The sequence below is a fragment of the Streptomyces sp. NPDC047079 genome (genome assembly GCF_040643755.1).
Classification (GTDB): domain Bacteria; phylum Actinomycetota; class Actinomycetes; order Streptomycetales; family Streptomycetaceae; genus Streptomyces.
This window is the reverse complement of record NZ_JBEYUZ010000004.1, coordinates 249,527-263,243: the sequence shown is the minus strand read 5'-3', so window position 1 is coordinate 263,243 and position 13,717 is coordinate 249,527. Positions and strand designations below refer to the sequence as shown.

Here is a 13,717-nt window from a genome sequence, read left to right as displayed (position 1 = left end):
GGACAAATTGACCTGTGTGCGGGCCTGTTGACTTGGACCCACACCTTCCTGCATCCATCAACAAGCACCCAGCCGGAGAAAATATGGTGAAACAAGACAGAGCTCTACGGACGCGTACTGCCATCATCCGGGCCGCCGCCATCGAGTTTGACCAGGACGGCTATGACGGTGCCTCGTTCTCTCGAATCAGCAAAGCCGCAGGCGTGTCCATGGGCTCATTAAGTTTCCATTTCGCGACAAAGGCAGAGATGGCGGATGCCGTACAGGAAGAGGGCGGCATTCTCATAAAAGAGGCCGTACAGCACGTCATCGCGCAGACGGCACCACCGCTCACCCGGGTCGCCGACCTCACGCTCGACCTGGTCCGGCTCCTGGAGGCAGAGCCCTCGGTTCGTGCCGCCGCCCGTCTCGCCCGGGAACGGACTGCTCCGTCGTCATGGCCGAACAGTTGGCTCCCGGCCGTTCAGAAGCTCCTCGACGAGGCTCACACAGCCGGCCAGCTCCGCAGCAGTGCCCCGCCCGAGGACGTCACCGCCCTGGTGGAGTACCTGACCAATGGCGCCGAGGCACACCTGCGCAGCAGGCCGAAGACCGAGCCCGGGCACGGAGGGACCGTGAAGCAGCTCGAACGTCTGTGGCACCTGGCCCTGACGGGCGTGTCAGCGGAACAATCGGCCTGAGACATCACCACCGTCCGGCAAACAGGGCCACGCGGAGGTTCCCCTTGGGCGTTCTGTGAAGGCCCGTGGCGAGGTTCCGCAACGCGCTCCTGATCGCCGCCACTTCCTGGTCGGCGCGGTTCGTGGACATGGCCATCGGTGACGACGTCGGGGACACCCTGCTGGGCACCGTCGCCAAGGACACTCCGATCGCCTGCGTCCTGGCGGGCCTGGCGTTCGCGCCGGCCGCCGCGCTGCCTGACAGCCCGCGAAGACCGAAGAAAAAGCTCATGCGTTGTCCGTGCTCCTCAGTACCCGGATCTCGCCTCGGGGATCCTCCGGTCCCCCTCACACGATGACGCCCTTTGCCTCCGGCTCGGGGCCGGCACCACCTCTCGCCTCGGGGATTGCCAACCCAGGCGATCGCCCATGCCGGGCACACACGCCGGTCGCCCCAGTCGACAGTCGACTGGGGCGATTCCGCGACGCGCGCCGCGGGTTATGCCGCCGTCGTCTGTGCGGACCAGGTCTCCACCGGGCTGATCGGCACCAGCGGCGGCGGCGTCGGACTCTTGGCCGGTCCCCGCAGCGCGTTCCACAGCACTCGCGCTATGAACGCGGGTCTCTGCAGCGACTCGGGCCTGTCGATCAAGCCGGCCGTGCGCATGTACGCGGCGGCGACCTTCTTGTCGCGGGTCGCGGCGATCTGAACCAGCTTCAGGAACTTCTGCGCCGCCTTCACCTGCAGCGTGCGCTCGCCCTCGACCCCGGGGAAGCTCAGGTCGACGATGTTGGTCATCTCCCAGGCCAGGTCGATGACGTTCTTCGCCAGGTCCTGGAAGTACAGCAGCGGCTGCGGCGCGGCCCCGCTGTGCAGGTGTCCGCGCAGGATCAGCGCCGACAGCGCCGCCACCGTCATGCCCTGCGCGTACACCGGGTTGAAGCAGGTCACCGCGTCACCGACGACGACCAGGCCGTTGGGGAAGCGGGTCAGCTTCTCGTAGCGGCGGCGCAGTGTGGTGGGGAAGCGGAAGGCGACCGGCTCGTCCAGCGGCTCGGCGTGCTGCAGCGTCTCCCAGATCTCCGGCGCGGCGAGGGTCTTCACGAAGCCGTAGAAGCCCTGCTGGTCGGTCGGCGGGTGGTCGCCGAGTATGCCGTAGGCGGTCAGCTCGACGCGGCCGCCGTCGGTCTTGGTGAAGATCGCGCCGCGCGGCAGCTTGGCGTTGGCGACCGGGTTGATCGACAGGTCGTGGCCGTACGGGTCGGCCTTGAGCCTGTAGTGCTGGGTGACGTAGCCGAGGCCGACCTTCTTGCTCTCCTCCTCGACCGTTTCGTAGCCCAGCTCCTGCAGCCACACCGGGGTGCGCGACCCGCGGCCGGTGGCGTCGACCACCAGGTCGGCCTCGATGGTGTGCTCGTGCTCGTGACCGTTTGCCAGCACGCGCACACCGACGACGGTGCCCCGGTCCGGGGTGGTCGCCAGGCCGAGGATGCCGTGCTCCTCCACGAACTCCACGTTCGGCAGCGCCGCGGTGCGCCGGCGGATGTGCTTCTCCAGCATCGGGCGGCTGGCCGCCACGCAGGTCAGACCCGCGTCCTCCTGCTTGATGCGCACGCCGTTGAAGTACCAGCGCACATCGCCGCACAGGTCGCCGGTGGGCACCCCGTCGGCGAAGATCTCCTGCGTGATCCCGGGGTAGAACTCCTCCATGACCAACTGGCCGCGGGCCAGCAGGCCGTTGATGTGCTTGCCCTGCGGGCAGCTGCGCCGCGGCTCCTCGGCGCCGAGCAGCCTGTCGCGGTCGATGATCTGCACCTCGTCGTAGGCGTCGGCGAGCACCCTGGCCGCGAACAGGCCCGCAATGCTGCCACCCAGTACCACCGCGCGGGATTTCGTAGAGTCGCTCACGGATTCTCCAAGTGGGTGTGTCAGGTTGCCAGCCGGTGCGTCCATCGTTCCGCTGTGCCACGTGCGCCTGCATCTCCGCGGTTGCCAGGGAGACGGCAGTGGATCGAACGCGTGCGCCTCATCGCCCGTGATCGATGCCGGCGTCCTTGGACAGCCGAAGGATCGGCCTCGCGAGCATGGGCAGGGCGCGTCCCGGTCTCCGCCGCGTACGGGACATGGCGGTGCCCGCGATGGACGAGGGGAGCGTGGATCTCGTCGTTGAACACCCGGCCACGATGACGTTCGACGACCTGTACGACCGTCAGGAGCAGAGCCGAGCCACCCCCGTGTGCGGGCTACCGCTCAGCTCTCGGCACAAGGTGGTTTTCGAAGATGAAACGGCAACTCATGGCGCCCGATGATGCACGTGTGCCCTGATGCCGTCCGCAGGACATGACAGGCGCACCGGAGAACGGTTTGCCGAGGCGGCGCGCGTGGCAGTTGCCTGATACCAGGATTCCCGCGTTTTCGGCGGGAGGCCAGGAGCGTTGGGCTTGCCCTGGACCTGCCGCTGCGGCCTGAGGGGAAGGCAATCAGTGTGAGCGGCGACTTCATCCGTCGACGGCTGCGCGCGGGTTCGTTCGCGCAGGTCCGGTACGTGACCCCGATCCGTTACCCCGAGGCGCGGGGCGTCGTCGCCGACGTCTACCGGGGCGTGGAGCACGACTTCGGGGTGCTGGCCCCGCCGATCCTGCTCCACGCCCCCTGCCCGGACCTGCTGGCGGCGAGTTGGGTGATGATGCGCGAGGCGCTGCTGGCGTCACGCCGCGCCAGTCGCAGCGTCAAGGAGGCGGTGGCGACCGCGGTATCGGTCAGCAACACCTGCCCGTTCTGCGTGACGGTCCACAGCGCCACCCTGCACGGCCTGATCCGTGGCCGCTCGGCGGCGGCCGTCGCCGCGGACCGGCCCGGCTCGGTCGACGACAGCCGGCTGCAGGACGTGGCGACCTGGGCCATGGGTGCCGCCGGCACGCTGTGCGCGCGGACGGGCGGCGGCGCGGAGCCGCCCTTCCCCCCGGAGCAGACCTGCGAACTCGTCGCGGTGGCGACTCTGTTCCACTACCTGAACCGGATGGTGAACATCTTTCTCGGCAGCGCGCCGCTGCCGCCCCGGGTCCCCGGCAAGGCCCTGCGACCGGTGGCGGCCCTCCTCAGCAGCCTGATCCGGGCGGCGGCGCCGGCGGTCGGCGACCCCGGGGAGTCGCTGGACCTGCTGCCGTCGGCGCCGCTGCCGCCGGACATGGCCTGGGCCCTGGGCGATGACGTGGTGGCACAGGCCTTCGCGCGGGCCGCGGCGGCTGCCGACCTCGCGGGCGAGGCGTCGGTGCCGCCCCGGGTCCAAGAGCTGGTACGGCAGCTGGTCGACGCCTCCGACGGGCTGCCGAGCGCCGACGGTCGGGCGGCGGTGGAGGCGGCCGTCCAGACGCTGTCAGAGCGCGAGCGGGACGTCGGGCGGTTGGCGCTTCTCACGGCTCTGGCCTCCTACCAGGTGGAGGAGTCCGTCGTGGGGTGGTTCCGGGAGCGGCAGGGCTCTGATGCGGCCCTGATCGAGGTCACCGCCTGGGCGAGCATGGTCGCCGCCCGGCGGGAGGCCGGGCGGCTGTGGGCCGGTGCCTGTGCGGCACGGTGCGAGTACCGGCGGGCCTGACCCGCCGCATCGCGCCGGCACTCACCGAACGCTCACCGAATCAGCTGATCTTCCCGGCCCTGCCGGTCCAGTCCTCGTGGCGGATTCCGCGACGTCGCGAACCGGCGAGAGCACGCCTCGCCCCGGGCTTCACGAAGCGGGCTGTCCGCCAGGCTCCGCGTCCAGAGCAACGGCCGAGCCGTGGTCTCGCAGGCCGGGTCGGTCCTGCGGGTCGAAATGCCCGCGAACATCGGCCCCGACCGGGCCCTCTCCGCAGCGCTCGCCCCCTGGCGCGAACCGCCGGCCGTCCACGACCCGGGCAAGGTCGCCTTGGGCCTCGCGCCGGCGGTCGCGTTCGGCGGGGACTTCCTCGCCGACGTCGCGCACGGCCCGGAGCAGTGGCACCCGGCGCCCAGCCGACGCGACACCCGGGCCGCCGGCAGGCCCGCCCTCAGCCACAGAAAGCGAAACGGTCCACCGACTCCGTCGACTGACCGTCAGGCAGGATCGAGGCTAACCGACGTCTCGCGTCGCCAGCCGGGAGGCCAGGGTCCGGGCGTCGGGCACCGCCAGCAGTACCGGCGGATCCATGATCCGTGCCGAGCTCAGCAGCACGTCGACCTTCCGCACCGTCTGGTTCCCCTCGCGGCCGGTGACGATCGGCCCCTTCGACCCGACCATCATCGGTTCGCGCTCCACGGCCGCGACTGCCCGCGACGGGTTCGGCACGTCATGCGCGAGCCGGTGTGCGTGGACGTACCACGATCCCTTCGGCACCCGGTGCAGCTGGTAGTGGCCGGGGCGCTCCAGCAGCATGCTGCGAACCGGCGCCCCCTCGGGGAGCCGTCCGGGGAACAGGCCGACGAACACCGGTCCGCCGCGCTCCTCGTGCGCACGCACCACGCCCTCGACCAACGACGCAGACGTGTCGGCGGCGGACTCCGTGGACTCCGGCGGGGCCGGGTCGGGGAGGTGGGTGGCGAAGCCGCCCTGCTTCCGGTACTGGGACGGGGACATTCCGACGCTGCGGCTGAAGCGTGAGCTGAAGGTGCCGACGCTGTTGAAGCCGACCAGGAAGCTGATGTCCGCGACGTTCAGGTCGGTGGACACCAGGAGCTGCTTGGCCCGCTGCAGGCGGATCGCCGACAGGAACCGGCCCGGTGACAGGCCGGTCACCCGTTGGAAGACCCGGGTGAAGTGGAACTTGCTGAACATGGCGGCCTTCGCCATGTCGTCCAGGGTCACCGGCTCTCCGAGCCGGTCGTGCATCGTGGTGATGGCACGCTGCACCGCCTGTTCCACGGTCTCGTCCATGGCATGGCTCCGATTCCTCAGTGCGACGGTCGCCGTCGGCGGAGCCCGGGCAGGTCCGGTGCCCCGGTGTCTCCGAGACCGGCGAAGTGGGGGTCCGGTGATGCCTGGGGCGTCGGCGGACCTCACCTGGGTCTTCAGGTCTTGGGCTCGGCGATATGCGGGTGGATCGGTGGTTCTCGATGCGGATCAGTGCATGTGCTTCGTGCGGGTCGCCGCGGCACCGCCTGGTCCGTGGCCGCGGGTCGGCGGGGCGCGGGCGGTGCGGCGCCCGCCGTGCCGGCCGCGACGGCCGGCTGGGGTCCGCGTGCGGCAGGCGAATGACGCGTCGGAATGTCCTGTCGGTGCTCAAGCTCTGCGCATCAGCATGCAGAGACCCCTTATCGAGAACGTCTCCCGGAATGCCGTTGTGGGACTGAAGCGGCTCTGGCGCTGGTGGGAGGTCCTGAGGTCAGCACTTTGAGACATGGAATCGCCGGGACCCGAGTCGGGCGGGCGCCCGGGTCGGCGCCGGCAATCTCGGAGACGACACGGCGATGCCAAGGCTCTTAACGTCAGGGATCATCCGGCCCGTCGTGAGGGGCGTGTGGTTCACCGTGCGGGGCCCGGACGCCGTGCCGGTGGCGGCCGGCCCTAGACGACAGATCCCCCTTCCCCAGGAGGTGTCCCGTGTCCGACATCGAAGTACCGACCAGACAGGAAATGGTGCGCCGGGTGGCTGAGCTGGCGCCGCTGCTGCGCGGGCACGCCGCCTGGAACGAGGAGCACCGGCGCATCCACGACGAATCGATCGAGGCGCTGACCGACGCCGGCGTCTTCAAGCTGCGCGTCCCGACCCGCTACGGCGGTTTCGAGGCGGACAGCGCGACCCTGGTCGACGTCGCCACCGAGCTGGGCCGCGCGGACGGCTCCACGGCCTGGGTGGCCTCGGTCTACTGGATTCCCGGCTGGATGGCCTGCCTGTTCCCCGACGAGGTACAGGACGAGGTCTTCGCTCGCCCGGACGCCCGGGTGTGCGGGACCCTGAGCCCGTCGGCGACCGCCACCCCCGCCAAGGGCGGTGTCGTCGTGAACGGCAAGTGGGGCTTCCAGAGCGGCTCGCAGCACGCGCACTGGCAGGAGATCATCGCGATCCTGGTGCCGCCGGAGGGTCAGCCCTATCCGATCGTCGCGCTGGTGCCGATGTCGGACCTGCTGATCGTGGACGACTGGCACACCACCGGGCTGAAGGGCACCGGCAGCGTCAGCACGGTGGCGCAAGACGTGTTCATCCCGGCCGAGCGCGTACTGCCGCTGCCGGCGATCCTGGACGCCCAGTCCGCGTCCAAGCTGAACGCCGACTCGGCGATCTACCGCGCACCGCTGCTCCCGGTGGCCTCGGCCTCCGCCGTGGGACCACTGGTCGGCATGGCCCGCGGTGCGATGGACGCCTTCGTCAAGCGGCTGCCCGACCGCAAGATCACCTACACCGCCTACGAGAAGCAGTCCGAAGCGCCGATCACCCACCTGCAGATCGCCGAGGCGGCGATGAAGATCGACGAGGCGGCGTTCCACGCGCACCGGCTGTCGGCCACCCTCGACGCCAAATGCGCCGAGGGCTCGGCGTGGGACGTCGGCGAGCGCGCGCTGGCCCGAGCCGACCTCGGCGCTACCGGTCGGCTGGCCAAGGAAGCGGCGGACATCCTCGGCACCGCCAGCGGCGGTTCCTCGATCTACACCAGCGTGCCGATCCAGCGCTATGTCAGGGACCTGAACGCGGTCACGCTCCACGCCCTGATGCACCCGAACACGAACGCAGAGCTCTACGGACGCGTGCTGTGCGGCCTTGACCCGAACACCGCCTACATCTGAGACAGGAGTGAGCACATGAGCACGGACACCCACACCGAGTCGAGTACCGCCGCGCCCGAGGCTGACATGGCGGCGATCGCCGCGCTGACCCAGAAGGTGGTCGCGGCCTGGGCCTACAACGACGCCGAGTCCTTCGCCAACGTCTTCGTCGAGGACGGCACGATGATCCTGCCCGGCATGTACCTCAAGGGCCGCGACGCGATCCACACCTACCTGGTCGAGTCCTTCGCCGGGCAGTACAAGGGCACCCAGGTCACCGGACGCCCGCTGGACTTGCGCCTGCTCAGCGCGGACTCCGGCATCCTGATCACCCAGGGCGGGGTGCTGCCGGCCGGCCACAGCGAGGTGCCGGACGAGCAGTCGATCCGGGCGTCCTGGGTGGTGGTCAGGCGAGACGGGGAGTGGCGGCTGGCCGCCTACCAGAACAGCCACGCGCAGCTGAAGCTGCCCGCCCCGGGCGGGGCTGCCTCAGTACGGTGACTTCGCATGACCGACACCGAGATGGAGATCACCGCCGACCTGGTCCGCGGCCCGCTGCAGGAGCAACTTCCAGACCTTGCAGGGCTGACCATGTCGTCGTGGCGGAATGCGGTGATCTCCGAGTCGCGCGCCGGGCGGGCAGTGCCGCTCGTGCTTCGCTGACCAGCCGCGTCGCACGGGCAGACCGGTGCGGCCCTCGGTGAGTACCAGTGATCCGTCGTTGAGCCACCGGTCCACAGTGGTGCGCGAGATGGCGTTGCCGCCGGCGAGGGCGGACAGGTGCTGGTCGTCCCGCAGCGCAGCCGGCACGATCACCGCGATCCGCCCCGCTGGGAGCTTGCGCCACCGCGACCCGATCTTCTTCAGGCGAGTGCGCGACAGCCCGGTCGGGAAGCGCAGGGTCTGCGTGGACAGCGGCAGCCGGCACTGGTAGGCAAACTCGATGTGGTCCCCGGCCGGGACGGTTGTGTAGGCATACTTCATCAACCCGGGCCGGGGGCCGCTTGGTTACGGGGCCGGGGCAGGCACATCACGGCCGGGCGGTGAAGGTGCCGTTGTGCAGCCGGCCGCGGGCGGCCGGCTTCGACGGCTTCCCGCGCAACGGTTCCGGCCGGCCCGACACCGAGTGTCGATACCCAGCTCGGCGCTGACCGACATACCCGACCTCAGGCCGGTCGAAGGCACCTGACCCGTCGTCCGCCGCCCCGGCCTCATACTCACGACATCAGGCCAACAAAGGTCCGCAACGACTGAAATCAGCTCAATGAACCGCGGATGCGTGACCCGCATGTGGTGGTGTGGAGGGGCCGGGTCGCCCGGCCCCCCTGCCCTATGCGTGGGGAAGGGCCCTGAGGTCAGAGCTCGAGCATCGCCTTGCCGACCTCGTCGGCGGACGCGGCGGGGATCGCGGTCGCGGCCTGCTCGAGCACGAGGAGCCGCGCGCCGGGGATCTCACGCGCGAGCGCCTCACCACAGCCGACCGGGAAGAACCGGTTGCGACGACCGTGCACCACGAGCGTCGGCACCGCGAGTTCGGGCAGGCGCTCGCGCCAGCGGGGCGCGCAGTCCAGGCTGGCGAACACGGTGCCAAGCTGGTTGGCCATCTGGACAGAGCGCGATGTGCCCGGCGTGCGGTCGAAGATCCGCCCGGCGATGGTCCGTGCCGCGTCGGGGTCGTCACCGAAGACGGCAGCTCCGGCAGCCGCCCACTCCGCCACCGAGGCACGGTCGGACCAGTCGGGCTTCGGGAGCTGGAACCGTTCCTTCATCGCCGCCTGGTCGTGGTCGGGCAGGTCGTCGTCGACCGGGCCGGGGGCGACGGACCGCGTCCCTGCGAGGGTCAGTGCGGAGAACGCCTTCGGGTGGTCGAGGGCAGCCACCTGGGCGACCATCCCGCCGACACCGATGCCCGCCAGGTGGGCGGGGCGGTCGTCGAGCCCGCGGGCCAGCGCGGCCGCGTCGGCGGCAAGGTCCCGGAGCGTGTACGCGGGCGCGCCGGGGTCGACGGTCGTCGACGCGCCGGCGTCGCGCAGGTCGTAGCGGACGACGTGACGTCCGCCGCGGGCGAGCGCCTCGCAGAGCGCGTCGGGCCAGGACAACATGGTCGTGCCGCCCGCGAGCAGCACCAGGGGCGCCGCCTCGTCGCCGAAGTGCTCGACGCCGAGCGTGACGCCTTCGGGCGTGCGGAACGTGTCAACTGTCGATTTCATCGTCAACCTCCAGGACAGCCGGTGCCGACGGCATCAGCGGTCCATCGATGTAATGGTTTTCAGCCGCCGGAAGACGGCTTTGCCGACGAGGTGGGAGACACCTCGTCGGCAAGGCCGTCCTCGCCCTATGCGGCCGCCGGCTCCGGTGCCGGTTCCCCTTCCGGGGGCCCTGCCGGCGCCTGACGGGGCATCAGCGTGACGAACGGGATGCTGAGGGCCGTGGCGGCCAGGACGACGACGAGAGTGACCTTCATCGCGTGGCCGTATCCGGAGGCCGCGTACTCGAAGAAGATCGACGAGACCCCGGCCGAGCCGATCGCCGTGGAAAGCTGCTGCATCGAGCCGAGCGAGCCACTGGCGCTGCCCGCTTCTTCAGGCTTCGCGTCACCGAGGGCGACGGTCGGGATCGTGGTGTAGCACAGGCCGGTGCCGATGCCGATGACCAGGAACGCCGGGGCCAGCGCCCACAGGCTGACGTGCGTCCCGTAGTGGTTGACGAGTGCCAGGACCCAGCCGCTGCCGATGATGCTGACGCCCAGGCCGATGAAGACGAGCGTGCGGCCGAGCTTGGTGACCAGGCCGCCCATGGCGGCGAACGTGGAGATGATGAGCCCCGCGGTGAGCGGCACCATGTTGAGCGCGGCGGTCCGCGGGCTGGCGTGCAGCCCCTCCTGCATGAACAGCGACAGCACGAAGAACAGGCCGGTGCCCGCGGCGAACGAGACCAGGCCCACGAGCATTCCGGAGGTGAAACCCCGGTTCTTCAACAGCGAGGGCACGATGAGCGGGTTGGCCGCGGTGCGCTGACGGTAGGCGAAGGCGACGAAGAGCAGGACGCCGGCGGCGATCGAGGCGATGGACACGGCTTTCCAGCCGTTGGTCGAGCCCTCGATCAGGCCGTACAGCAGCCCGAGCATGGCCAGCCCGAGCAGGCCGGAGGCCCACCCGTCGATGACGGTGGACCGGTCGCCGTCGTCGCGCGGCAGGAGTCTGGCGGCCAGAAGCAGCCCGGCGACGCCGAGGACGATGTTGAGAAGGAAGACCGGGCGCCAGTCCAGGCCGAACAGGTTCGCGTCGATGATGACTCCGGCGAGGACCGGGCCGACGACAGCGGAAACACCGAGAACCGGGCCGAACAGGCCGAACGCCTTGGCGAGCATTTCGGGGCTGAAAACCTTCGTCATGATCGCCATGCCCTGCGGGATGAGCAGAGCGCCGAACGCCCCCTGGGCGATCCGGGCGATGATGATCAGGATCGGGTCGGGGGCGAACCCGGCCAGTGCCGAGGCGAGGGTGAACCCGCCGATGCCGAGCAGGAAGAGCTTGCGTTGGCCGAACTTGTCACCCAGCCGTCCGCCGACCAGGAGCAGGACGCCCATGGCGATCATGTACGCTGGCCCCAGCCACTTGATCAGGCTCACTCCGCCGTGGAGATCGGCGGCGATGGTGGGGGCCGCGATGTTCGTGATCGTCCCATCGATCACATCGAGAGCGTCGACAACCAGCACCAGTCCCAGGATCGCCCACATCCGGCGGCTGGAGACGCGTGCGGTGTCCGTGGCCGAATTCTGTAAACTAGTCAAGAGAAACGTCCCTCTCGGTTCCGTCAGGGGCGCCCGCCCTGGGCGCTTTCGGCTTCGCGAACACTACTGGGCCGTCCGACGCTACTGGCGCAGTTTTTACGACACGTGCCGATCCAGTGTCTGTCCGTCGACCTCCTCCAACACGGACGTGGCCAGCTCCGGCGTCACGGCGTCGGGCCGCTGCGCGGGCGGCGGGGGTGTGACCCGGCACCGTTCCGGAACGCTCCCGGGCAGCACGAAGCCCGGATCGTCGGTCAGCACCGAGATCGCGACCGCGTCGGAGGGCACCTTCACGGGCTGGTCGTTGCGGCAGGCCAGCAGGAAGGCCAGCCAGGTCCGGTACGACACCAGCAGCTCGGAGAAGGCGAGAGGGGGCTTGCTGAGGCCGAGCCGCTTCGCCACCTCCGCCAGGTCCTGGCTCATGAGCTGCTCCATCCCGGCGATGCAGGACCACGGATCGCCGTCCAGGTCAGGACAGGGACGGCGGCCCGCGCCCAGCTTCCCCTGGAACTCGGCGAAGATCTCGGTGACATGGTCCGTATCGGGCCAGGTCGGCTGCACCAGGATGGCGGTGACCTCCCGCTCCCCGGCCAGCCGGTTGGCGATCCGCAGGGACAGGGCGGCGGAGCTGCAGTGGGCCACGACGAACACACGTCGGTCGGGCGCCGCGGAGGATTCGCCGGCGCGGAAGAGGGCAGCGGCCTCGTCAGCCAGGTCCGGCAGGGCGGCATAGAGCCGGTCGCCGGACAGCGCACCGCGCGGATCCACCTGGTAGACCGAGTGACCGACGGCCGCGTCACCGACCAGCCTGCTGAGCCGCGGCGCCGCGGTGAGTGGCTGGAAGTCGGCAACCAGGATGGCCGCTCCGTCCCCGGAGCCGAGCCGGCTGCACAGGGGTTTGGTACCAACGACGGCCTGCATTGACGTGTCCTTCCCGGCTCGCGCTGGATTCCTACTTCGGCAACGCCGCATCCGGGGACTTCAGCGACGCGAGCAGCAGCTCCCGGTACTCGTCGACCATCGCGACGATGGTCGACAGGTCGAAATCGAGGCTGTTGTACTTCACGACGCCCACCACGTCCCCGTCCGGGTGCAGGTCCAGTTCCCACAGGTTGCCGTCCGGGATCTCCGACACGTCGACCAGTGACGTCAGACGCCGGCGGAGCGCGGAGAAGCGGAGGCCGCCGATCTCGTCCGCTCCCGTCTCCGGCGGGAACTGGGAGATCTGGAACGCGGAGACGACGCTCCTCACATTCATGATCGGACCCGCCATCAGTTCCGGTTCGGACTTGGCGATGATCTCGCCGAACGGGAGCTCGTAGGAGTACGCCTCCAGCAACGAGGCCCGGGTCCGGCGCACCAGGTCGGCGAAGCTCGCACAGCCGGACACGTCGGTCCGGATCGGCAGGAAGTTGAACAGCGTCCCCACCGTGTCCTCGAAACCGGGCTCGGTGCGGCCGGACGTGATGACGGGAGAGACGATGTCGGTCACGCCTGTCCTGCGGTGCAGGAACAGGTTGAAACAGGCGAACAGGACCATGAACGGCGAGCTGTGCAGCGACTTGGCCAGCGCCGTGGTGGCGCCGGCCAGCTCCTGGTCGAGCACGAAGCGGTACACCGAATAGACCGGTGGCACGTCCAACCGCCTGGGCCGGTCGGTGGGGAGGATGAGCATCTCCCCGCCCAACAGCGTGTCCTGCCAGTACTCGCGCGCGATGGCGGCCGACTCGCTGTTGCGGACTTCCTGCTGCCAGTGGGCGTACTCGCCGAGCTGGCGCATCACCGGCAACTCGGGGGCGGGCAGCCCCCGGCGGGTCGCGTAGCAGATGGCGAAGTCACGCATCAGCACGTGCATGGACCAGCCGTCACTGGCCAGGTGGTTGGTGACGAGCACGAACACCGCGTCGTCGTCGTCGAACCGCGCCAGGGTGACTCGCAGCAACGGCAGCTCCGTGGCGCCGAGCCTGCCGTGCCGGTCGACCTCGTCGAGGAACTCGTGCGCCAGGCGCTCGCGGTCGGCCTCACCCGCTGCTGGCGGAAGGTCGACGACGGTGAGGGCCACCGGAGACGGCGGGGAGACTCGGGCGTAGGGGGCGTCCTTGTCCCTGACGATGGTCGTGCGCAGCGCCTCGTGCCTCGCGACGACATCGTCCAACGCGAGCTGCACGGTCGCCACGTCCAACTGCCCGCGAACGCGCCAGCCGGCCAGGACGATGCCCCGCGGGCCGAACACGCCGAGGTCGTCACCCCGGTCGAAGGCGCACATGAATTCCTCATTGGCCGAAAGCGGGCGCCGCGCGGACGCGTCGTCGGCCTTCCGGGTCCGTGGAGCCTGGGCAAGGCTGTTGGGACGCATGTCGGCCCACTGCGCTTCGACATACTCCAGGCAATTCAAGCGGGAGTCCGCGTCGTGCGCCGTGACCCAGCCGGCCGGAACGGCGATGTCGGCGGGCCACAGGCTGTATTGCCCTTCGGAGTTCACGAGAACCCGGTACAGGGCGTCGGCGTCCTCGAACGGATTGGACACGGCAACCTCATTCCCATTAGCA

At 69.9% G+C, this 13,717-nt stretch carries 11 protein-coding genes and 1 pseudogene; 5 read left to right on the top strand and 7 right to left on the bottom strand.

Annotated elements, in window-relative coordinates; translation table 11 throughout:
* The first annotated feature begins 83 nt into the window (after positions 1-83).
* Complete coding sequence (locus ABZ823_RS08200; protein WP_361655373.1) at positions 84-680, top strand: TetR/AcrR family transcriptional regulator; 597 nt, start codon at positions 84-86, stop codon at positions 678-680.
* Between the two features lie 478 nt (positions 681-1,158).
* Here ABZ823_RS08200 and ABZ823_RS08195 read toward each other — a convergent pair whose 3' ends face one another.
* The gene (locus ABZ823_RS08195) at positions 1,159-2,568 is read right to left on the bottom strand and encodes an FAD-dependent monooxygenase (RefSeq protein ID WP_361655370.1); all 1,410 of its coding nucleotides are present in this window, start codon (positions 2,566-2,568) and stop codon (positions 1,159-1,161) included.
* Between the two features lie 577 nt (positions 2,569-3,145).
* Between ABZ823_RS08195 and ABZ823_RS08190 the strand changes: the two genes are divergently transcribed.
* Entirely contained in the window at positions 3,146-4,255 is a 1,110-nt protein-coding gene (locus ABZ823_RS08190) for a hypothetical protein (RefSeq protein WP_361655367.1), read from the top strand.
* A gap of 141 nt (positions 4,256-4,396) precedes the next feature.
* Positions 4,397-4,615: pseudogene (locus ABZ823_RS08185) on the top strand (IS1380 family transposase); the annotation flags it as partial.
* Between the two features lie 132 nt (positions 4,616-4,747).
* On the opposite strand, the gene ABZ823_RS08180 reads toward ABZ823_RS08185, so the two are convergent.
* Positions 4,748-5,548 (bottom strand): helix-turn-helix transcriptional regulator, encoded by an 801-nt coding sequence (locus tag ABZ823_RS08180; protein ID WP_361655364.1) that lies wholly within the window; start codon positions 5,546-5,548, stop codon positions 4,748-4,750.
* A 666-nt stretch (positions 5,549-6,214) separates the two neighbouring features.
* Between ABZ823_RS08180 and ABZ823_RS08175 the strand changes: the two genes are divergently transcribed.
* Together ABZ823_RS08175 and ABZ823_RS08170 are read left to right on the top strand one after the other, a co-directional pair.
* Entirely contained in the window at positions 6,215-7,396 is a 1,182-nt protein-coding gene (locus tag ABZ823_RS08175) for an acyl-CoA dehydrogenase family protein (protein ID WP_361655361.1), read from the top strand.
* Positions 7,397-7,411: 15 nt separating this feature from the next.
* On the top strand, positions 7,412-7,876 hold the full coding sequence (locus ABZ823_RS08170) for an SgcJ/EcaC family oxidoreductase (protein WP_361655358.1): 465 nt from the start codon (positions 7,412-7,414) through the stop codon (positions 7,874-7,876).
* Here ABZ823_RS08170 and ABZ823_RS08165 read toward each other — a convergent pair.
* From ABZ823_RS08165 to ABZ823_RS08145, 5 genes are all read right to left on the bottom strand, one after another.
* Positions 7,865-8,359, bottom strand: coding sequence for a hypothetical protein (locus ABZ823_RS08165; RefSeq protein ID WP_361655908.1), 495 nt, complete (start codon positions 8,357-8,359; stop codon positions 7,865-7,867). The genes ABZ823_RS08170 and ABZ823_RS08165 overlap by 12 nt on opposite strands.
* Positions 8,360-8,730: 371 nt before the next feature.
* Entirely contained in the window at positions 8,731-9,585 is an 855-nt protein-coding gene (locus ABZ823_RS08160; RefSeq protein ID WP_361655355.1) for an alpha/beta hydrolase, read from the bottom strand.
* Between the two features lie 125 nt (positions 9,586-9,710).
* Positions 9,711-11,168, bottom strand: coding sequence for an MFS transporter (locus tag ABZ823_RS08155; protein ID WP_361655353.1), 1,458 nt, complete (start codon positions 11,166-11,168; stop codon positions 9,711-9,713).
* A gap of 96 nt (positions 11,169-11,264) precedes the next feature.
* A complete protein-coding gene (locus ABZ823_RS08150) occupies positions 11,265-12,089 on the bottom strand; it encodes a hypothetical protein (RefSeq protein ID WP_361655350.1) in 825 nt (274 codons plus the stop codon).
* Between the two features lie 31 nt (positions 12,090-12,120).
* Positions 12,121-13,695: a condensation domain-containing protein gene (locus tag ABZ823_RS08145; RefSeq protein WP_361655348.1), complete on the bottom strand. Its 1,575-nt coding sequence runs from the start codon at positions 13,693-13,695 to the stop codon at positions 12,121-12,123.
* Between the last annotated feature and the right edge of the window lie 22 nt (positions 13,696-13,717).